This window comes from Streptomyces sp. NPDC005004 (assembly GCF_053600675.1).
The window spans coordinates 141,282-161,608 of sequence record NZ_JBSGAH010000013.1 but is presented as its reverse complement, the minus strand read 5'-3'; the positions used below and the strand labels follow the sequence as shown (position 1 = coordinate 161,608).

The following is a 20,327-nucleotide window of genomic DNA, read 5'->3' as shown; positions in this document are numbered from 1 at the left end:
TGGATCAGTCGCACACCGTGACACGCAGAGGGAGCACCCACCGCACTACAGCGTTCATGGGTCTCACCTCCTCCATCCACGTCACGGTCCCCCGCAAACTACCAGCCCGACCACCACCCCGGCCAACCCTTTTCCGTGCCACGCTCCTCCACGGCCCGTTGGTACGGTGCGGGGATCGCACCCGTGGGAGCGTCATGACGGCGCTCGGGGAGGGGGTCGGATCATGCGGGCGCCGGAGCTTCGACGCGCGGTGGCCGCCGCTCTGTCGACCGCCTCGTCCCTCGGTCTGCGAGCCGACGACGCGATCGTCCTGCACGACTCGAACAAGCTCACCCTGCGTCTGCTGCCCTGTGGCGTCGTGGCCCGGGTGGCGCCCAAGGCGCGGCAAGTGGCCCGGTTCGAGGTCGAGTTGGCGCGGAGTCTCGCCGGGGCCGGGTGCCCGGTGGCCGCGCTCGCGCCCGGACAGGAGCCGCACGTCCACGAGCGCGACGGCTTCGTGATCACGCTGTGGACGTACTACGAGCACGCGACTCCTCACGAGATCCCGTCCGCCGGCTACGCCCACGCGCTCCGGTGCCTGCACGTCGGCCTGCGCGCCCTCGACGTACCCGCGCCCCGCTTCACCGACCGCGTAGAGCGGGCCCGGCGACTTGTGGCGGATCACGACCGCACCCCGGAACTCGCCGACGCGGACCGGGAGTTGCTGGGCGGCACGCTGCGACGACTGGGACGGGCGGTCGGAGAGCGCGGGGGAGCCGAGCAGTTGCTGCACGGCGAGCCGCACGCCGGCAACGTGCTCGCGACGAAGGACGGGCCGCTGTTCATCGACTTCGAGACGTGCTGCCGTGGCCCCGTCGAGTACGACCTCGCCCACGCGCCCGAGGAGGTGGCCGGGCACTACCCCGGGGTCGATCACGTCCTGCTGCGCCGGTGCCGGATTCTCGTCCTGGCGATGGTCACCGCATGGCGGTGGGACCGTGACGACCAGTTCCCGGACGGCCGCAGGCTGGGCACGGAGTGGCTCGGCCGCATCCGGGCGGCACGCGATCGCGACGGCCCGCAAGCGCTCGGCTGATCGCGCCCTCGCCAACGCCCCATGCCATCTAGGGCCGCCCCCGGAAACCAGGAGAGCGGCCCTCGATGTGATGCGGCAGGGGGAGACCCGGAGGTCAGGCGTACGTGTAGAAGCCGGAGCCCGTCTTGCGGCCCAGGCGCCCCGCCTCGACCATCCGCTGGAGCAGCGGCGGCGCGGCGTACAGCGGCTCCTTGTACTCCCCGTACATGGAGTTCGCGATCGAGACGATCGTGTCCAGGCCGATGAGGTCGGAGAGCTTGAGGGGGCCCATGGGGTGGGCACAGCCCATTTCCATGCCGTTGTCGATGTCCTCGCGGCTGGCGATGCCGGACTCGAACATGCGGATGGCGGAGAGGAGGTACGGCACCAGCAGCGCGTTGACCACGAAGCCGGAGCGGTCCTGGGCGCGGATCGCGTGCTTGCCGAGGACCTTCTCGGCGAAGATCTGGGCGCGGCTCAGGGTGCCCTCGGAGGTGGTGAGCGCCGGGATCAGCTCGACCAGGCTCTGCACGGGGGCGGGGTTGAAGAAGTGGATGCCGATCACGTGGTCCGGGCGGGACGTGGCGACCGCCAGCTTCACCAGCGGGATGGAGGAGGTGTTGGAGGCGAGGATCGCGTCGGGGCGGGTCACCACCTGGTCGAGCACGCGGAAGATCTCCGTCTTCACCTGCTCGTTCTCCACGACGGCCTCGATCACGAGGTCACGGTCCGCGAACTCGCCGAGATCGGTCGTGAAGCTGAGCCGCGCCTGCGTCGCGTCCCGCTCCTCCTCGCTGATCTTGCCCCGCTCGGCAGCCTTGGCCAGGGAGTTGTACAGCCGGGTCCGGCCGATCTCCAGGGCGTCGCCCGTGGTCTCCGCGACCTTCACGTCCAGGCCCGCCCGGGCACACACCTCCGCGATGCCCGCGCCCATCTGGCCGCAGCCCACCACTCCGACGCGCGAGATGTCTCCGGCTCGGAAGTCCGTCACATCGTCCCCTTCGCTGGTTCTTGACTCTCGCAGGGCCTCCGGAATCGGTGCCTGCTCCGAGCGTGCACGTTACCGCCAAGTATCGATGATCGATCGCCGGGGTAGGGACAAGCCGTACCGTCGGAACGGTCCGTCATGGGGCGGATTCGGAGCGTGTGGGGGTGGACATGGCGATTCGGGCGGAGTCCGGGACGGGGTCCGGGCAGAGCGCGCGGGGAGCGGCGGTCTCGCGCAGAGCGTTCACACTGGGAGCCGTCACCGCCCTCGCGGCGGCCCAGGGCGTCCAGTCGGCCCAGGCCCGGGTACCCCACGCCCGCCCCGCGCATCCGGGCCGCCGTACCGAGATGCGGGGCGTCTGGCTCGCCACCGTGGCCAACCGCGACTGGCCCTCCCGCCCGGGCCTGCCGCCCGAGGAGCAGCGCGCGGAGCTGACCGCCCACCTCGACCGGGCGGTACGGGACCGCCTCAACACCGTGATCTTCCAGGTACGCCCCACCGCCGACGCCCTGTGGCCCTCGCCGTACGAGCCCTGGTCCGCGTGTCTGACCGGCACCCAGGGCGCCGACCCCGGCTGGAACCCGCTGGCCACCGCCGTCGAGGAGGCCCACGCGCGCGGCCTGGAGCTGCACGCCTGGTTCAACCCGTACCGCGTCGCCAACCACACCGACCCCGCCCGGCTGGTGCCCTGGCATCCCGCCCGCGTCCACCCCGACTGGACCGTCGTCTACGGCGGCAAGCTCTACTACAACCCCGGTCTGCCGGAGGTCCGCCGCTTCGTGCGGCGGGCCATGCTCGACGCCGTACGCCGCTACCCGGTCGACGCCGTGCACTTCGACGACTACTTCTATCCGTACCCGGTGGCCGGCGCGGCCTTCGACGACGACGCGGCGTACGCGGCCCACGGCGCGGGCTACCCCACCCGCGGCGACTGGCGCCGCGCCAACATCGACAAGCTGATCCGGGAGACGGCGGCCGGCATCCGCCGCGTGCGCCCCGGCACCCGCTTCGGGATCAGCCCCTTCGGGGTGTGGCGCAACGCCGCGACCGACCCGCGCGGCTCGGACACCACGGCGGGCGTGCAGACGTACGACGACCTGTGCGCGGACACCAGGAAATGGGTGCGGGAGGGCTGGATCGACTACATCGTGCCGCAGGTGTACTGGAACATCGGCTTCGCGGCGGCCGACTACGCCAGGCTCGTCGACTGGTGGGCGCGGCAGGCCGAGGGCAGCCGCACCCGGCTTCACATCGGCGAGGCGCTCTACAAAGCGGGTGCCGCCGGACAGCCTCCGGCCTGGCAGGACCCGGCGGAGCTGTCCCGGCACCTCACGTTCGCGGCGCGCTACCCGCAGGTACGCGGTCATGTCTTCTTCGCCGCCCAGGACGTGGCCCGCGACCCCCTGGGAGCGATGGCACGGGTGGTCGCCGACCACTACCGACGGCCGGCGAGACCCCCGCGCTGACCCCGTTCGCATCCGTTGCCGTCGGCTGTCCCGTCTCCGGCCGCCACGGCTGCTTCGGTCACCTGGGCTTCGGTTACTTCGGCTTGTTCTCGTCGTGACGAACCTGGCAGTCCGGGCCGGGAGACATGATGGCCTCGTGCCCGTCCTCGAAGCGGACGCGGTAGGGCGGTTCGCCCTCCTCGCCGATCACTTCCACCACTTCCGACACCTGGTCGTGCTGTCCGACCACCCGCCCGTGCTGGACAAGGTGGTCCCCCTTGTGCGCACGCATCTTCGGAACCCTCCTCACGGTCATGACCGTTGGGTGACGGCGATGCACACGAGCACGGCGACGGCGGTCAGCGGAGCGGCCGCGGTGACATGCTCGCCCAGTAGCAGTGCCGACCACACCAGTGTGAGCAGGGGCTGAGCCAACTGCAACTGGCTGGCCCGGGGGATGCCCACCGCCGCCATGCCCCGGTACCAGAGCACCAGGCCGAGGAACTGCGAGCCCAGCGCGACCCACAGCACGCCCGCCACCCCGTGCGCGGTGAGCCGTACCGGCTCGTGCCCGAGCGCCAGCGCCGCGCCCAGCGCGCTCAGCGGCAGGCACAGCACCAGCGCCCAGCCGATGACCTGCCAGCCGGGCATGACCCGGGCCAGCCTGCCGCCCTCGGTGTATCCGGCCGCGCACACCAGCAGGGCCGCGAAGAGGTAGACGTCCGCCCTGGTCAGGGCGCCGCCGCTCTGGGTGATCGTGAACGCGACCACCGCCGCCGCGCCCACGAGCGCCGCCGTCCAGAACCGGCGCGAGGGCCGGGACCCGACGCGCAGCGCGGACATCGCGGCGGTCGTCAGCGGTAGCAGACCCACGACGACGGCCGCGTGCGCGGTGGTCGAGGTCTGCAGCGCGAGCGTGGTCAGCAGCGGGAAGCCCAGTACCGTACCCGCCCCGACCACCGCCAGCCCCGGCAGATGGCGCCGGGCGGGCAACGGAACGCGCAGGAACAGCAGACAGCCGCCCGCGACCAGCGCCGCGAGGACACCCCGGACCGCCGTGAGCGACCAGGGGCCGAAGCTCTCCAGGCCCCAGGCGGTGGCGGGGAAGGTCAGGGAGAAGGCGACGACACCGAGGGCCGCGAGACCGCTGCCCATGAGCCGGGACTCGCGCGGCGGCGCGGTGACCGTTATCGAGGTCGTGGCGGTAGCGCTACTCTGTGCTCTCATGAATGAGCGTAGCAGTGTGCGCGAACTGGCGGAACAGCTCCGGCGGGAGCTGAACCGCTACTCACCGGGCGAGAAGCTGCCCTCCAGCCGGGCCCTGGTCGAGCGGTTCCGCGTGAGCCCGGTGACCGTCTCGCGGTCGCTCGCTCAACTCGCCGCCGAGGGGCTGGTCGTCACCCGGCCCGGTGCCGGTGCCTTCCGGGCCCGGCGGCACGCCACGCCCCCGCCCGCCGGGGACACCTCCTGGCAGGAGGTCGCGCTCAGCGCCGACGGCACCGGCGACGTGGTACCCCGCACCGTGGACGCCTCCGGCGTCATGATCTCGCTGCCCGCCCCGCCCCCCGGCGTCCTGGAGCTGAGCGGCGGCTACCCGCACCCGAGCCTCCAGCCCGAGGGGGCCATGGCCGCCGCCCTCGCCCGCGCCGGACGGCGCCCCGGCGCCTGGGGCCGCCCGCCGCTGGAGGGGCTGCCCGAACTGCGGGAATGGTTCGCGCGCGGCATCGGCGGCTCCGTCACCGCCGCCGAGGTGCTGATCGCGGCGGGCGGCCAGTCCGCGCTCGCCACCGCGCTGCGCGCCCTCGCCCCGGCCGGCGCCCCCGTCCTCGTCGAGTCGCCCACCTACCCGGGGATGCTGGACCTCGCCCGCGCCGCCGGGCTCAGACCCGTACCGGTGCCGATGGACCGCGACGGCGTACGCCCCGACCTGCTCACCGACGCCTTCCGCGCCACCGGCGCCCGCGTCTTCGTCTGCCAGCCGCTCTTCCAGAACCCCACCGGCGCCGTCCTCGCCCCCGAGCGCCGCGCCGAGGTCCTGCGCATCGCCCGCGCCTCGGGCGCCTTCGTCATCGAGGACGACTACGTACGCCGCCTCCCGCACTCCGACGCGCCCCCGCTGCCCCGCCCGCTCGCGGCCGACGACCCCGACGGCGTCGTCGTCCACGTCGGCTCGCTCACCAAGGCGACCTCACCCAGCTTCCGGGTGGCCGCGCTCGCCGCGCGCGGCCCCGTCCTCGAAAGACTGCGCGCCATCCAGATCGTGGACAGCTTCTTCGTGCCCCGGCCGCTCCAGGAGGCGGCCCTCGAACTCGTCGGCTCCCCCGCCTGGTCACGCCACCTGCGGTCCCTGTCGGCCGAGTTGGCGGCGCGCCGCGAGGCGATGACCGGCGCCCTCGCCCTCCGGCTCCCCGAACTCGCCGTGCCGCACATCCCGTTCGGCGGCTTCCACCTCTGGCTCCGGCTGCCCGAGGGGGTCACGGAACCGGCGCTGATCGGCGCCGCCCTGCGCGCGGGCGTCTCGGTCACCCCGGGGCGCGCCTACTTCAGCGCCGAACCCCCGGCGGCCCACATCCGGCTGAGCTTCGCGGCGGTCGCGGGCACGGGGGAGATCGCGGAGGGGGTGCGGCGGCTGCGAGCGGCGTATGACGAAGTGCGGTGAAGCCCGGACAAGTCACTTGCTGGACTGGGTGGCCGACATCCGGCGCGGCGGTGTTTTCCGGTCACTCCGCGCAGGGCGGCCCTGACCGCCCTTGACCGGTAACCGTCCTGGGCCCACCATCGGCCCATGCCACTTCGGGTGACGTTCGTCGCGGCCGCCCACGGGTCCCCGTCGTACGCCGAGCGCTTCGGGGACGACCGGCCGCTGGACCAGGCCGGCTGGGACGAGGTGCAGCGGATGGTCGGATACCTGCTCCCGCTGGCCGCCGCCGAGCTGCGCTACTGCTCCCCGACCCCGCGCAGCCGCGCCACCGGCGATGCCCTCGGGTACGCCCCGCTGGTCCAACTCGCCCTGCGCGACTGCGACATGGGCCGTTGGCGCGGGCTGACCCTGGGGGAGGCGATGGCGCGCGAGCCGCAGGCGGTGGACGCCTGGCTGACCGACCCGCGCTCCTCACCGCACGGCGGGGAGTCCCTGCTGGCGTTCATCTCCCGGGTCGGCGGCTGGCTCGACACCCGCCCGGTGGACGAATACGGCCGGATCGTCGCCGTGGCCGAACCCGCCGTGATCCGCGCGGCCCTGGTGTACGCGCTGAAGGCGCCGCCCGCGACCTACTGGAACATCGACGTGCGCCCGCTGTCCGCCACCACCGTCCTGGGCGGCTCGGGCCGCTGGAACCTCCACCTGGACGGGGTGTCCGCTCAGCCCTCGCGCACGTAGTCGGTGGTCAGCACCAGGTCCTTCGCCGGACCGCCGACCCGCCACACCGAGCGCCAGTGATCGGCGTCGGCGACGGTGAACTCGCCCCGGTAGAAGTCGGCCGAGCAGGGGTGCCCCGCGATGTGGTGCCCGGTGCGCAGATCCAGGTCGTGGAAGGGACGCCCGTCCGCGAACCGTACGTCCGCCGTACCCCGCGTCCGCCCCGGCAGAAACCGCAGCGTGCGGGTCGCGGGCCGGGTCACGCCCTGCCAGGTGAAGTCCCCGGACTCCTCGTGCAGCAGCCCGGGTGCACCGTCCGGCAGCGGCGCGAAGACGGTGCTGCCCTCGAAACGGCCGGTGTCCCCGCTCGCGAGGTCGCGTACCTCGCGGGTGACGCGCCAGCGGCCGGCCAGATGGGCCAGCACGTCGGGCACCGGCAGGTGGGCGCCGTTCACCTGGACCTCTTCCCCGGGCCGTCCGGCGACCCGACCGGCTTCTTCCGCCGGGCCTGCGCCGTGACCTCGTGATACGCGATGTGACTCGTGGCCCGGAACGCCTCCTCGTACGCGGCGAGCACGGCTCCGGCACCCCCGCCGCCGCGCCGCCGTACGAACCGGGCGAGCAGGGTCAGCGCGCCCAGCACGGTCACCAGCCCCACGCAGAGGACCAGGTACGGCACCCACACATCCATGCCCCGAGCTTACGGGCGCCCGCCTCCGGCGTACCGGCCCGCCTCCTCCTTCGACGTCAGGCTCCGACCGTCGGTGCCCGACGACGCCGGGCGCGGAGATCTCCTCCTCACCTGGCGAAACCCCTGGCCCCCGCCCCGCCCCGTGCCGCAGGATTCTCGCCGTGGCCCATACGGAACCTACGGACGACGGCGTGCCGGACGGCCTGCTGGGCTGGTGTCCGGTGGCCAACATGTCGCGGGAGACCGTGCGGGGCGAGGGCGGTCTCGACATCCAGCACGGTACGAAGCACTTCCGCGCGGGGACCCTGTTGTGGATTCCGCCCGTTCGCTGGGACCCCGGGCACCAGCGGTGGCGTGCGGTGGGGCGGCACCGGGGCAACGGGCGCCGGTACGTCAACATGGTCGTCCGGGCGGACGACCTGGAGAACTTCCGGGTCAAGGGGGTCTACAGCGAGGCTCTGGTGCGCGGTCTCAACGGCCACGGCCACGACCCGGCCGCTCCCCGGACGCTGCAGGACCCGTGGACCCTTGAGCGGGCCCAGAAGTGGGCGGACGCGCGGAACCATCGCGGGGAGCGCGCCTTCTTCGTCGACGGCAACCGACGCGTCCTCCCGGGAGTCTCCGTCCCCGACCCTCCGCCGGCCGAGTTCGAGGTCGACGGCGAGACCCTGTACCTCGTCAGCCACGGCCATTGGGGTGTCCAGTACAGCCACAGGCCCCGTCCCGTGGAACGGCTTCCGGGGTCCTGAACGGGACTCCCGGGGCTACGCCCGAGCCGGCTCGGCCGGCCTGCCGGCGGGCCGGGTGCGCCAACCGGCGGCGCTCGACCGGTGGTTCTCGTCGGGCGTTAGCCTCTGCGGATGACTCCCACGCCCCCTCCACAGACCGTCACGCGCCACCGCGACGGCCGGATCCGCGCCTACCGTCCGACGGAGCCCGGCGTCTTCGGGGCGCTGGAGCCCGTGGCGGTCTTCCCGGCGCGTGCCGGTGACGAGGTCGTGGAGTCGGCCGTGCGGCACGATCTGGAGCGGGCCGTCTACACGACCCCGCACGGCGTCGTCTGCCTGAGCCGCGCCGGGGACCCGGTGTGGGCGGCGGACTTCGAGCCGCGCTCCCAGGAGAGCCGTGGCCATCGCCCCGGCTGTGCCTTCTCCCTGGACGGACGGACCGTGTGGGTCTACCGGCCGGACGCGATGGCGGGACGCGGGGACTGCGACCAGTGGGTGGTGCACGACGCCGACAGCGGGGCGGTCCTCGCCCGCCACGAGCTGGAGACCTCCGGACACGGCGCCCTCCATCACGTGCACCCCGTGGACGGGAGCGTCTACCTCGACATCGGTGAGGGGCAGGACGGCACGGTCACCGTGCGCGGCACGGTCGGCGCCGACGGCGTGCCGGAGTTCACCACCTACCCGTGGTCGGACCGCTGTCTGATCGACCTCGCGCCGGGCGGGGAGCGGTTCATGTCCGTCGAGCACGGCCAGACGGACGTCGCCTTCCACCGCCACCCCGACGGAACCGTCCTCCTCACCCTCTCCGTCGAGGACTTCGGCCACGACCCGGAGGAGACGTTCGTCGAATGGTCCGGCGGCTATCTGACCCCGGACACGGCCGTCGTCACCCTGGGCGGCGAGACCGAGGACGGGGACGAGTGGTTCCGCCATCACCTGGTCGACGTCCGCACGGGCACGATCGGCGGCGAGATCACCGTCGAGGCGGCCAACCCCTACGACCTGAAGCCCCTGGGCGACGGATCCTTCCTGATCCCCGGCCCCCAGGGGCATCCCGTCCGCCGGTCCCACCTGGGCGGGGCGTGACACCCGCGGCGGCGGGCACCCTCCGGTCCGTCCGTACAGCGGCGGAGTACGCCCGGCTGCCCACCCCGCACGCCCGGCAGCGCGGGGCTCGGGCAGCCGGCACCTGAAAACAGCGCCGAAGATCGTGCCGAGGACCATCGGCACGTCATTGCATAAACGTGCATCACTACGTATAGTCATGCCAACGAAGGAGGCTGACATGACGGTGCGCGTGGCTGTCGCCGGCGCCAGTGGGTATGCCGGGGGAGAGGTGCTGCGGCTGCTGCTCGGGCACCCGGCGGTCGAGGTCGGGGCCGTGACCGCGCACGGGAACGCCGGGCAGCGGCTCGGGGCGTTGCAGCCGCAGTTGGTGCCGCTCGCCGGGCGGGTGCTGGAAGAGACCGGCGCCGAGACCCTCGCCGGGCACGACGTCGTCTTTCTCGCGCTGCCCCACGGGCAGTCCGCCGCCGTCGCCGAGCAGCTCGGCCCCGACGTGCTCGTCATCGACATGGGCGCCGACTTCCGGCTGAAGGACGCCGGGGACTGGGAGCGGTTCTACGGGAGCCCGCACGCCGGTACCTGGCCGTACGGCCTGCCCGAACTCCCGGGCGCCCGAGCCGCGCTGGAGGGGTCCAAGCGCGTCGCGGTGCCCGGTTGCTACCCGACCGCCGTCTCCCTCGCCCTCTTCCCGGCGTACACCGCGCACCTCGTGGAGCCGGAGGCCGTGATCGTCGCCGCCTCCGGCACCTCGGGCGCGGGCAAGGCGCCCAAGGCGCACCTGCTCGGCAGCGAGGTCATGGGGTCCATGTCGCCGTACGGGGTCGGGGGCGGTCACCGGCACACCCCGGAGATGATCCAGAACCTCGGCGCGGCGGCGGGCGAGCGGGTGTCCGTGTCGTTCACGCCCACCCTCGCGCCCATGCCCCGCGGCATCCTCGCCACGTGCAGCGCGAAGGCGCGCCCCGGGGTGGACGCCCAGGCGGTGCGCGCCGCGTACGAGAAGGCGTACGCCGACGAGCCGTTCGTGCACCTGCTCCCCGAGGGGCAGTGGCCCGCGACCGCGTCCGTCACCGGCTCCAACGCCGTACACGTGCAGATCGCCCACGACCCCGACGCCCACCGCGTCATCGCGATCAGCGCCATCGACAACCTGACCAAGGGCACCGCGGGCGGTGCCGTACAGAGCATGAACATCGCCCTCGGGCTCGACGAGACCACCGGGCTTTCCACGATCGGAGTCGCGCCTTGAGCGTCACAGCGGCCAAGGGATTCACCGCGGCGGGCATCGCCGCCGGGATCAAGGACAACGGCAACCCCGACCTGGCCCTCGTGGTCAACACCGGTCCCCGACGCGCCGCCGCCGGCGTCTTCACCGCCAACCGCGTGAAGGCCGCCCCGGTACTGTGGTCGGAGCAGGTGATCAAGAGCGGCGAGGTCTCCGTCGTCGTCCTCAACTCCGGTGGCGCCAACGCCTGTACGGGACCGAAGGGCTTCCAGGACACCCACGCCACCGCCGAGAAGGCCGCCGAGGTCCTCGGGCGCGGCGCGATCGAGGTCGCCGTCTGCTCCACCGGGCTGATCGGTGTGCACCTCCCGATGGACAAGCTGCTGCCCGGCATCGAGACCGCCGCGGCCGCCCTGAGCGAGCACGGCGGCGAGAAGGCCGCCATCGCCATCAAGACCACCGACACCCACCACAAGACGGCCGTGGTCGACGGCGACGGCTGGACCGTCGGCGGCATGGCCAAGGGCGCCGGAATGCTCGCCCCCGGCCTCGCCACCATGCTGGTCGTCCTCACCACCGACGCCGACGTGGACACCGCCGCACTGGACCAGGCCCTGCGCGCCGCCACCAAGGTCACCTTCGACCGGGTCGACTCCGACGGCTGCATGTCCACCAACGACACCGTCCTGCTGCTCTCCTCCGGCGCCTCCGGCATCACCCCGGACCAGGAGGAGTTCACCGAGGCTGTCCGCACGGTCTGCGAGGACCTCGGCCGTCAGCTCATCGGAGACGCCGAGGGCGCCAGCAAGGACATCAAGGTCGAGGTGATCAACGCGGCCACCGAGGAGGACGCCGTCGAGGTCGGCCGCTCGATCGCCCGCAACAACCTCCTCAAGTGCGCGATCCACGGCGAGGACCCCAACTGGGGCCGTGTCCTGTCCGCCATCGGCACCACGAAGGCCGCCTTCGACCCCGACCTGCTCAACGTCGCCATCAACGACGTCTGGGTCTGCAAGAACGGCTCCGTCGGCGAGGACCGCGACCTGGTCGACATGCGCTACCGCGAGGTGCACATCGTCGCCGACCTCGCCGCGGGCACCGAGACGGCCACCATCTGGACCAACGACCTCACCGCCGACTACGTCCACGAGAACAGCGCGTACAGCTCATGAGCACCCCGACGCGGAAGCACACCGCGCTCCCCAAGGCCCGCATCCTCGTCGAGGCGCTGCCCTGGCTCACCCGCCACCACGGCAGGACCGTCGTCATCAAGTTCGGCGGCAACGCCATGGTGGACGAGGGCCTGAAGGCCGCCTTCGCCCAGGACGTCGTCTTCCTGCGCCACGCCGGCCTCAAGCCGGTCGTCGTGCACGGCGGCGGACCGCAGATCAGCGCCGCGCTCGACAAGCACGGCATCGTCAGCGAGTTCAAGGCAGGGCTCCGGGTCACCACCGAGGAGGCCATGGACGTCGTACGGATGGTGCTCGCCGGCCAGGTCCAGCGCGAGCTGGTCGGCCTGCTCAACGCGCACGGCCCGCTCGCCGTCGGCCTCACCGGCGAGGACGCCCACACCATCACCGCGACCCGCCACCAGCCCCGCATCGACGGCGAACTCGTGGACATCGGACGCGTCGGCGAGATCACCGAGATCGACACCGGCGCCATCGAGGCCCTGCTCGCGGACGGCCGCATCCCGGTCGTCTCCTCCATCGCCCGCTCCGAGGACGACGGTCATGTCTACAACGTCAATGCTGATACGGCGGCTGCGGCACTCGCTGCTGCGCTGGGCGCCGAAACCCTCATGGTCCTCACCGACGTCGAGGGCCTCTACGAGGACTGGCCGAACTCCGACGAGGTGATCAGCCGCCTCACCGCCACCCAGCTCGAGAAACTGCTGCCCGAGCTGTCCTCGGGCATGGTGCCCAAGATGGAGGGCTGCCTCCACGCCGTACGCAACGGCGTGAACACCGCCCGCGTCATCGACGGCCGGGTCCAGCACTCGATCCTGCTGGAGATCTTCACGGACGAGGGCATCGGCACCATGGTCGTGCCCGACGACGAGCCGGACACCCCGGGGGAGTCATGAGCGACACCAGCACCACCACCAACAACGCCGAACTCACCGCCCGTTGGCAGGGCGCCCTCATGAACAACTACGGCACCCCGCGCCTGCCCCTCGTGCGCGGCGAGGGCACCGCCGTGTGGGACGCCGACGGCAAGCGGTACCTCGACTTCGTCGGCGGCATCGCCGTGAACGCCCTCGGCCACGCGCACCCGGCCGTGGTGAAGGCCGTCAGTACGCAGATCGCGTCCCTCGGCCATGTCTCCAACCTCTTCGTCGCCGAGCCGCCCGTCGCCCTCGCCGAGCGCCTGCTGCGCCTGTTCGGGCGCGACGGCAAGGTGTTCTTCTGCAACTCCGGCGCCGAGGCCAACGAGGCCGCCCTCAAGATCGGCCGGCTGACCGGGCGCACCCACATGGTCGCCACCACCGGCGGCTTCCACGGCCGCACCATGGGCGCCCTCGCGCTGACCGGCCAGCCCGGCAAGCAGACCCCGTTCCTGCCGCTGCCCGGCGAGGTCACCCACGTCCCCTACGGCGACGCCCGCGCCCTCGCCGACGCCGTCACCGACGAGACCGCCCTGGTCGTCATCGAGCCGATCCAGGGCGAGAACGGCGTCGTGGTCCCGCCGCCCGGCTACCTCAAGGCCGCCCGCGCCATCACCGCCGCCACCGGCGCCCTGCTGGTCCTGGACGAGGTGCAGACCGGCGTCGGCCGCACCGGCGACTGGTTCGCCTACCAGGCCCACGACGGCGTACTCCCCGACATCGTCACCCTCGCCAAGGGCCTCGGCGGCGGACTGCCGCTCGGTGCCACGATCGCCTTCGGCCGCGCCGCCGACCTGCTCCAGCCCGGCCAGCACGGCACCACCTTCGGCGGCAACCCGGTCGCGTGCGCCGCCGGACTCGCCGTGCTCGACACCATCGAGGCCGAGGGACTCCTCGCCCACACCAAGCGGCAGAGCGAGAACCTGCGCGCGGGAATCGAGGCGCTCGGCCACCCGCTGGTCGACCACGTACGGGGCGCGGGGCTCCTGCTGGGTATCGTGCTCACCGGACCGTACGCGGCGCAGGCGCAGGCGGCGGCCCAGGAAGCCGGGTTCCTGGTGAACGCGCCCGCCCCCGACGTCGTACGGCTCATGCCCCCGCTGAACCTCCGCGACGACGAGGCGGACGCCTTCCTCCAGGCGCTGCCCGGCATCCTCGACGTAAGCCGAGAGGACGGACGAGCCGGAGAATGAGACGACGATGAGCCAGGCGCAGGACCCCGGACAGGCGGGGGGAGCCGGGCCCGCGGTGCCGCAGACCCGCACCGCCCGCCACCGCCGGATCGTGGACATCCTCAACCGGCAGCCGGTGCGCTCGCAGAGCCAGCTCGCCAAGCTGCTCGCCGACGACGGGCTGAGCGTCACCCAGGCGACGCTCTCCCGCGACCTCGACGAGCTGAACGCGGTCAAGATCCGCAACACCGACGGCGACCTGATCTACGCGGTGCCCAGCGAGGGCGGCTTCCGCACCCCGCGCGCCCCGCTGGGGGAGTCCGCCAAGGAGGAGCGGATGCGGCGCCTGTCCCAGGAGCTGCTGATCTCCGCCGAGGCGTCCGCCAACCTCGTGGTGCTGCGCACCCCGCCCGGCGCGGCCCAGTTCCTCGCCTCGGCCATCGACCAGGCCGAACTGCAGGACATCCTCGGCACCATCGCCGGCGACGACACCCTGCTGCTCATCAGCCGCAACCCCACCGGCGGCCAGGCGCTCGCCGACCATCTGCTCCAGCTGGCGCAGAAGGGACACTGACGGGCGTTCGCACGGCGAGTCCGTATGGCGCGTCCGTACGGCGAAGGGGCGTACCGGAGTCACACAACTCCCGTACGCCCCTTGCCCGGTGCGCCGCGCAGGCGCGATACGGCGGCGGCAGGTCAGCCCAGCCGCGTCGCCAGCCCCCCGGTACAGCGCACCTCGTCCCCCGCGGTGATGAGTAAGCCCTCCACGTCCGGCAGCGACTCCAGCCAGGCGAGACCCGCGCGCGAGCCCATCGCGAACGCCGCCGTGGCCCAGCAGTCCGTCCAGGTCAGCCGGGGGCCCACCACCGTCACCGCGACCAGGTCGGTCACCGCGGACTTGCCGGTGCCCGGATCCACGATGTGCGCTCCCCGCTCGGCCGTCCCCGACGTCGCCACGGACAGCTCCTCCGTGCCGGCCGCCGAGATCACCGCCGCGAGCCCGCCGGGCCGCAGCGGATCGGCCACGCCCACCCGCCACGCCCGCCCCGGCTCGGGGGCGCCGCACATCTGCACGTCGCCGCCGCCGTTCACACTGACCCCGCGCACCCCGTCCACGGCAGCGAGGGCCCGCGCCGCCCGCTCGGCGGACCAGCCCTTGACGATCCCGGTCGGGTCCAGCGAGCCCCGGTAGCGAGGGCTGAACCAGCCCTCGCTCACCCGCTCCGCCTCGGCCGCCAGATCCAGCACCTCGGCGACCTCCGGCGCGCACTGCTCCACCGTCAGCTCGCCCCGGGCCAGCCGGGAGACCTCGCTGTCCTCGCGGTAGGTGCTGAACAGCGCGTCCACCCGGTGCAGACCCGCGACCACCTCGTCCAGGGCCGTGCGTACCGCGTCCGCCTCGCCGCCGCGCACGTCGAAGGAGAACACGGTCCCCATGACCTCCTCCGCGTGCCGCACCGCGTTGTCCTTCGCCCGCTCGGCCACGCGCTCAGCCACCGGCCTGGTCCAGCGCGGACTGCAGCGACTGCTTGTATCCGGTACTGGTGTAGGTGGCGCCGGACACCGAGTCGATGTCGGCGTTCCCGGCCGCCACGGCCTCCTTGTTGAGCCTCGGCACGGAGAGCGCGGTCTTCTGGTCGCTGGTGCCGCCCTTGGGCGCCTGGACCGCCTCCGCCTTGGTGATCTTCTTGCCGCTGACCGTGATCCGCACCTGGACGGCGCCGTACGGCGTCTGCGCCGCCTTGCCGGTGACGGTACGGGGAGCGGCGGCCTCGGCCGAACCGGAGCCGCCGGAGCCGGACTTGGAGCCCGTGCCGGACTTGGAGCCGGAGCCGGAGTCCGCGGGGGTGGTCTTGATCTTGTCCAGCGCCGACTGAAGCGACTTCTTGTACCCCGCGCTCGTGTACGTCGCCCCCGACACCGAGTCGATGTCCGCGCCCTGGGCGACCACCGCCTCCTGGTTCAGCCTGGGCACCGACAGCGCGGTCTTCTGGTCGCTGGTGCCGCCCTTCGGGGCCTGGACCGCCTCCGCCTTGGTGATCTTCCCGCCGCGCACGGTCAGCCGCACCTGCACGGCGCCGTACTGCGTCTGGGCCACGTCCCCGGTCACCGTCCCGTCGGCACGGGCCTGCTCCGCGCCGCCCTGCGGCGACTCCTGCGCGGCCGCCGTCTGCTGCGGTGCCGCGCCCGACGCCGACGCCGAGGACGGATCGGTGGCGGGCTTCAGCGACAGCAGCAGCACGACACCGGACACGGTCGCGGCGGTGGCCAGCACGACCCGCCGAATCGGGTGGCTCTTCCTCATGTCTTCCAGGGCTCCAGGTCTCGTGCGAACGGTCTTCGGTGAGCGCTGTTCACATCTCGAACGACTCGTGATGGATACGGCGGGCGGGTACCCCGGCGCCGCGCAGGGCCTCGTACACCGACTGCGCGAAACCGGGCGGCCCGCACATGAAGACGTCGTGGCGGTCGATGTCGGGGATCTTGCGCTGGAGGTTCTCCGCAGAGATGTCAGGACGCTGCCCCTCCGGGCTGTTCACCGCGTACATCAGCCGGGCGCCACGCTCCTCCGCGATGGTCGCCAGCTCGTCCCACAGGGCCAGGTCCTGCGTGGTGTTGGCCCGGTAGAGCAGGGTGATGTCACCGGCCGCTCCGGGCAGCGTCTCGAACAGCGCCCGCATCGGCGTGATGCCCACACCGCCCGCGACCAGCAGCACCTTGCCCCGGCTGCGCCGCTGCGCGGTGAGCGCGCCGTACGGCCCCTCCGCCCACACCCGCGTGCCCGGCGTCAGCTCGCGCAGCCGCGCACTGTGGTCGCCGATCGCCTTCACGGTGATCCGCAGCATCCCCGGGCGGGGCGCGGCCGACAGCGAGTACGGGTGCGAGCTGAACCGCATCCCAGGAGCCAGGAACCGCCAGCGGAAGAACTGGCCCGCCTGCGCGCCCATCCGGTGCAGCTTGCGGCCCGAGATCAGCACCGACACGATGCCCGGCGACTCCTCGATCACCGCCTCCACGCGCATCCGGTGACGCAGGTTCAACCGGATCGGCACGATGATCCGGTACCAGAGCACCAGCGCGGTCACCGCGCCGTAGAGCGCGTACCAGAAGGTCTTCGCCGTCGGCTCGACCGCGAAGTCGTTGCCGGTGGTGATCTGGTGCCAGAACGTCAGGAACACGGCCGCGTACGTCAGCAGATGCACGTGGTACCAGGTGTCGTACGGCAGCCTGCGCCGCACGACGCCGATGGACGACAGGCCGATCACCACGAACAGGCCGGTGCCGATGGCCGCCTTGCCCATGTCGGGCAACTGGTTCACCGAGTCGATCGTCTGCTGGACGATGTCCCCGAGGGACTTGCCCGCCTGGAGCGCGTAGCCCCACATGACGAGGAAGACGTGCGCGAGGACCAGGCTGAGCGTGTAGCGGCCGCTCATCGCGTGCCAGCGGGCCACCCGGTCCGATCCGACCCGCCGCTCCAGGGCGGGTACGCGCGCCATCTGGAGCACGACCAGCGCCATCAGGTATCCGGCGAGCAGCCCGGTGATCCGGCCCGCGTTCACGATCCGGCCGGTGTTGTCCGCGATGGACGGTGTGTTGTGCCACCAGAGCCACAGCACGGCCACCGCCCCGGCCCACACGGCCAGCAGCAGCGGTACGGCCGGGGAGCGGCGCGGGCGAATGCGGCGCATCGTCTGGCGGCGGGCGGCACGTCCGCCCGCAAGCGTGGTGGTCACGGTTCCTCCGGGGGACTTGACCCTTGGCCCACACATACGCGCGGTGCGCCCGGAGTGTTCAGCGGGCGGCGGAGTCGAGCGCGGACTGGAGCGACTGCCGGTAGCCCGTGCTGGTGTAGGTGGCTCCCGACACGGTGTCGATGTCCGCGTTCTGGGCCGCCAGCGCCTCGGCACGCAGCCGGGGCAGGGCGTACGCGTTGATCTCCCGGTCGCGCGGGTTGTCCGACGGATGCCGGACCGCGGTCACGTCGGTGAGCCTGCCGGCCTCGAGCGTGATCCGCACCTGCACCGGCCCCCACCGCGTCCGCTCCATGTCCCCGGTGACGGTACGGCTGCCGCTGCCGCTGCCGCTGCCCGTGCCCGACGACGCCGGTGGCGGTACGGCCGTCGCTCCCGGGTTCGTGTGCGGCTTCAGCGACAGCGGCAGCACCGTCGCGGCGACGGCGGCCGCGCAGGCCAGGACGGTACGGCGCAGGGGCCGGTTCTTGCGCAAGGGGTGCACGGTGATTCTCCGGTCTCACAGCTCGAACGACTCGTGGTGGATGCGCCGGTCCGGGACGCCCGCCGCCCGCAGCGCCTCGTAGACGTCCTGCGCGAACGGGTGGGGGCCGCAGAGGAAGACGTCGTGTCCCGGCAGCCCGGGGTACGCCGAGCGCAGCCACTCCGGGGTGAGGAGCGGGCGTTCGCCGTGCGGGCCGTTGAGCACGTACCGCAGCGGTGCGCCGCGTCGGTGGGCTATCGTCTCCAGCTCCCCGCGCAGCGCGAGGTCCTCGGGCCCGCGTGCCCGGTAGAGCAGCGCCGGTTCCCCGGGCAGCGTCTCGAACAGCGCGCGCAGCGGGGTGATGCCGACCCCGGCCGCGATGAGGAGCGAGCGGTGGCTGGTGGCCCGCTCGGCGGTGAGCGACCCGTACGGCCCCTCTGCCCACACCCGGGTGCCCGGCCGCAGCAGGGCGGCCCGCGCGCTGTGGTCGCCCAGCGCCTTGGCGGTGATCCGCAGCCGGCCGGGGAGCGGCGGGGCGGAGAGCGAGTAGGGGGTGGAGGTGCCGGCCAGGCCCGCGCCGAGGAACCGCCAGCGGAAGAACTGACCCGACCGCGCGCCGAGTCGGTCCAGGTGGCGGCCGGTCACGACCACGGAGTACACCCCCGGCGCCTCCGCGCGCACAGACTCCACCCGCAGCCGGTGCCGCAGGTTCAGCCGCACCGGGACCAGCACCCGGAACCACAGCACCAGCGCCGCGACCGAGAGGTACAGCGCGTACCACGCGGCGCTCGCCGCCCGGCCGCCCAGGTCCGCGCCCAGGGCCACCTGGTGCCCGAAGGCCAGGAACACCGCCGCGTAGGTCAGCAGATGGACGCGGTACCAGAACTCGTGGCTCGTGCGGCGGCGCACCGCCCGCGCGGAGGTGATCCCCACCGCGCACAGCACGGCCGTGCCCGCCGTCGCCTTCAGCATGTCGGGGTAGTCGAGGACGACGGTGACGGTCTCGTGCCACAGCGAGGCCCCCTCCTGAGCGGCGTACCCCGCGATGATCAGCACGACGTGCGCGGCCAGTAGGGAGACCGTCCACCGTCCGGCCAGGGCGTGCCAGCGGGCGACCCGGTCCGAGCCGATCCGCGTCTCCAGCAGCGGCACCCGCGCCATCAGACCGACCAGGACCGCGCAGGCGTACCCGCACAGCAGGCCGGTGATCCGCCCGGCGCCGGTCAGCCAGCCCGCCGCGCCGACGACCGCGTCCGTGCCGGTCCACCACAGCGCGAGCACGGCAGCCGCGCCCGCCCACAGCAGGACCAGCAGCGGTACGGCGGGCGAGCGGCGGGCCGGGGGTGACACGGGCGGCGCCGCGCGCCCCTCGTCCACGGTGATCATCGGCGATGTCCCTTCGTCCGTCCGGACCGCCACTGTGCGGGGCGAAGCTCTGAGGGACCTCTGAACGAGCTCCGGGATCTTCAGAGGAAACTCACAGCCCGGAGCGCGCGTCCCACCCCCGCGCGTCGGGGATGCTGGAGAGCGCGATGAACACCTCCCGCTCCGGCCGCCCCACGCTCACCCGTCCCGACGGCACCCCGCTACGCGTCCTCGTCGTCGACGACGACCCCGACCTCGCGGAGGTCCTCACCGGAGCCCTGCGCTACGAGGGCTGGCAGGTGCGCGCGGAGGGCGACGGCGCCTCGGCCGTCGCCGCGGCGCGGGAGCTGAGGCCCGACGCCGTGGTCCTGGACGTGATGCTGCCGGACACCGACGGCCTCGCCGTGCTGCGCCGCCTCCAGGAGATCGAGCCCGAGGTCTGTGTGCTCTTCCTCACCGCGCGGGACGCCGTCGAGGACCGGATCGCCGGGATCACGGCGGGCGGCGACGACTACGTGACCAAGCCGTTCAGCCTGGAGGAGGTCGTCGCCCGGCTGCGCGGACTCCTGCGCCGCGCGGGCATGGCCCGCCTCCTGGACGAGGGGCCGCGCCTGACCGTGGGCGACCTGGTCATGGACGAGGACGCGCGCGAGGTGACGCGCGCCGGCGAGCTGATCGACCTCTCACCGACCGAGTTCGAGCTGCTGCGCTACCTCATGCGCAACCCGCGATGTGTCCTGAGCAAGGCCCAGATCCTCGACCGGGTGTGGTCCTACGACTTCGGGGGCCGCGCGCACGTGGTCGAGCTGTACATCTCCTACCTGCGCAAGAAGGTGGACGCGGGGCGCGAGCCGATGATCCACACCGTGCGCGGGGCGGGGTACGTGCTGAAGCCGGTGGGCCGGTGA

At 72.9% G+C, this 20,327-nt stretch carries 22 protein-coding genes; 12 read left to right on the top strand and 10 right to left on the bottom strand.

The window, feature by feature from the left end; genetic code table 11:
• Window positions 1-223: 223 nt before the first annotated feature.
• Window positions 224-1,075, top strand: a complete 852-nt coding sequence (locus ACWEEU_RS20455; protein WP_451734036.1) for a phosphotransferase enzyme family protein — start codon at window positions 224-226, stop codon at window positions 1,073-1,075.
• A gap of 94 nt (window positions 1,076-1,169) precedes the next feature.
• On the opposite strand, the gene ACWEEU_RS20450 is transcribed toward ACWEEU_RS20455, so the two are convergent.
• Complete coding sequence (locus tag ACWEEU_RS20450) at window positions 1,170-2,045, bottom strand: 3-hydroxybutyryl-CoA dehydrogenase (RefSeq protein ID WP_385743069.1); 876 nt, start codon at window positions 2,043-2,045, stop codon at window positions 1,170-1,172.
• Between the two features lie 167 nt (window positions 2,046-2,212).
• On the opposite strand from ACWEEU_RS20450, the gene ACWEEU_RS20445 reads away from it, so the two are divergent.
• Entirely contained in the window at window positions 2,213-3,508 is a 1,296-nt protein-coding gene (locus ACWEEU_RS20445; RefSeq protein WP_451734034.1) for a glycoside hydrolase family 10 protein, read from the top strand.
• A gap of 73 nt (window positions 3,509-3,581) precedes the next feature.
• Here ACWEEU_RS20445 and ACWEEU_RS20440 read toward each other — a convergent pair whose 3' ends face one another.
• Both ACWEEU_RS20440 and ACWEEU_RS20435 read right to left on the bottom strand, forming a co-directional pair.
• Entirely contained in the window at window positions 3,582-3,779 is a 198-nt protein-coding gene (locus ACWEEU_RS20440) for a DUF1918 domain-containing protein (RefSeq protein ID WP_385743065.1), read from the bottom strand.
• Window positions 3,780-3,799: 20 nt separating this feature from the next.
• Window positions 3,800-4,714 carry a DMT family transporter gene (locus ACWEEU_RS20435; protein ID WP_385743063.1) on the bottom strand — a complete coding sequence of 305 codons (915 nt, stop codon included), beginning with the start codon at window positions 4,712-4,714 and terminating at the stop codon, window positions 3,800-3,802.
• On the opposite strand from ACWEEU_RS20435, the gene ACWEEU_RS20430 reads away from it, so the two are divergent.
• Both ACWEEU_RS20430 and ACWEEU_RS20425 read left to right on the top strand, forming a co-directional pair.
• Entirely contained in the window at window positions 4,713-6,146 is a 1,434-nt protein-coding gene (locus tag ACWEEU_RS20430) for an aminotransferase-like domain-containing protein (RefSeq protein ID WP_451734031.1), read from the top strand. The two genes, ACWEEU_RS20435 and ACWEEU_RS20430, sit on opposite strands and share 2 nt — an antisense overlap.
• A gap of 126 nt (window positions 6,147-6,272) precedes the next feature.
• Window positions 6,273-6,866 carry a histidine phosphatase family protein gene (locus ACWEEU_RS20425; protein ID WP_385745188.1) on the top strand — a complete coding sequence of 198 codons (594 nt, stop codon included), beginning with the start codon at window positions 6,273-6,275 and terminating at the stop codon, window positions 6,864-6,866.
• On the opposite strand, the gene ACWEEU_RS20420 is transcribed toward ACWEEU_RS20425, so the two are convergent.
• Both ACWEEU_RS20420 and ACWEEU_RS20415 read right to left on the bottom strand, forming a co-directional pair.
• Window positions 6,848-7,300: a DUF6314 family protein gene (locus tag ACWEEU_RS20420; protein WP_385745186.1), complete on the bottom strand. Its 453-nt coding sequence runs from the start codon at window positions 7,298-7,300 to the stop codon at window positions 6,848-6,850. The two genes, ACWEEU_RS20425 and ACWEEU_RS20420, sit on opposite strands and share 19 nt — an antisense overlap.
• Complete coding sequence (locus tag ACWEEU_RS20415; protein ID WP_385745184.1) at window positions 7,297-7,536, bottom strand: hypothetical protein; 240 nt, start codon at window positions 7,534-7,536, stop codon at window positions 7,297-7,299. Before ACWEEU_RS20415 ends, ACWEEU_RS20420 begins: the two co-directional genes overlap by 4 nt.
• Window positions 7,537-7,697: 161 nt before the next feature.
• Here ACWEEU_RS20415 and ACWEEU_RS20410 point away from each other — a divergent pair, with 161 nt between their 5' ends.
• The 7 genes from ACWEEU_RS20410 (at window position 7,698) to ACWEEU_RS20380 (ending at window position 14,410) form a co-directional block, all read left to right on the top strand.
• Window positions 7,698-8,285, top strand: a complete 588-nt coding sequence (locus ACWEEU_RS20410) for a hypothetical protein (protein WP_451734029.1) — start codon at window positions 7,698-7,700, stop codon at window positions 8,283-8,285.
• Window positions 8,286-8,396: 111 nt separating this feature from the next.
• Entirely contained in the window at window positions 8,397-9,353 is a 957-nt protein-coding gene (locus tag ACWEEU_RS20405) for a hypothetical protein (RefSeq protein WP_451734027.1), read from the top strand.
• Between the two features lie 199 nt (window positions 9,354-9,552).
• Complete coding sequence (argC, locus tag ACWEEU_RS20400; protein ID WP_451734025.1) at window positions 9,553-10,581, top strand: N-acetyl-gamma-glutamyl-phosphate reductase; 1,029 nt, start codon at window positions 9,553-9,555, stop codon at window positions 10,579-10,581.
• Window positions 10,578-11,729, top strand: coding sequence for a bifunctional glutamate N-acetyltransferase/amino-acid acetyltransferase ArgJ (gene argJ / locus ACWEEU_RS20395; RefSeq protein WP_451734023.1), 1,152 nt, complete (start codon window positions 10,578-10,580; stop codon window positions 11,727-11,729). The genes argC and argJ overlap by 4 nt, the downstream gene beginning before the upstream one ends.
• A complete protein-coding gene (gene argB / locus ACWEEU_RS20390) occupies window positions 11,726-12,643 on the top strand; it encodes an acetylglutamate kinase (RefSeq protein WP_451734021.1) in 918 nt (305 codons plus the stop codon). Before argJ ends, argB begins: the two co-directional genes overlap by 4 nt.
• Entirely contained in the window at window positions 12,640-13,857 is a 1,218-nt protein-coding gene (locus tag ACWEEU_RS20385; RefSeq protein WP_451734019.1) for an acetylornithine transaminase, read from the top strand. The genes argB and ACWEEU_RS20385 overlap by 4 nt, the downstream gene beginning before the upstream one ends.
• Before the next feature lie 7 nt (window positions 13,858-13,864).
• Window positions 13,865-14,410 (top strand): arginine repressor, encoded by a 546-nt coding sequence (locus tag ACWEEU_RS20380; protein WP_385745170.1) that lies wholly within the window; start codon window positions 13,865-13,867, stop codon window positions 14,408-14,410.
• A 122-nt stretch (window positions 14,411-14,532) separates the two neighbouring features.
• Here ACWEEU_RS20380 and ACWEEU_RS20375 read toward each other — a convergent pair whose 3' ends face one another.
• The 5 genes from ACWEEU_RS20375 to ACWEEU_RS20355 are packed head-to-tail and all read right to left on the bottom strand — an operon-like array spanning window position 14,533 to window position 19,440.
• Window positions 14,533-15,273, bottom strand: coding sequence for an FAD:protein FMN transferase (locus tag ACWEEU_RS20375; RefSeq protein WP_385745192.1), 741 nt, complete (start codon window positions 15,271-15,273; stop codon window positions 14,533-14,535).
• Between the two features lie 52 nt (window positions 15,274-15,325).
• Window positions 15,326-16,141, bottom strand: a complete 816-nt coding sequence (locus ACWEEU_RS20370) for an FMN-binding protein (protein ID WP_451734017.1) — start codon at window positions 16,139-16,141, stop codon at window positions 15,326-15,328.
• A gap of 49 nt (window positions 16,142-16,190) precedes the next feature.
• Complete coding sequence (locus tag ACWEEU_RS20365) at window positions 16,191-17,573, bottom strand: ferredoxin reductase family protein (RefSeq protein WP_385745166.1); 1,383 nt, start codon at window positions 17,571-17,573, stop codon at window positions 16,191-16,193.
• Between the two features lie 58 nt (window positions 17,574-17,631).
• Window positions 17,632-18,075, bottom strand: a complete 444-nt coding sequence (locus ACWEEU_RS20360; RefSeq protein WP_451734015.1) for an FMN-binding protein — start codon at window positions 18,073-18,075, stop codon at window positions 17,632-17,634.
• A 15-nt stretch (window positions 18,076-18,090) separates the two neighbouring features.
• Entirely contained in the window at window positions 18,091-19,440 is a 1,350-nt protein-coding gene (locus ACWEEU_RS20355) for a ferredoxin reductase family protein (RefSeq protein ID WP_451734013.1), read from the bottom strand.
• A 146-nt stretch (window positions 19,441-19,586) separates the two neighbouring features.
• Between ACWEEU_RS20355 and ACWEEU_RS20350 the strand changes: the two genes are divergently transcribed.
• On the top strand, window positions 19,587-20,327 hold the full coding sequence (locus tag ACWEEU_RS20350; protein ID WP_385745160.1) for a response regulator transcription factor: 741 nt from the start codon (window positions 19,587-19,589) through the stop codon (window positions 20,325-20,327).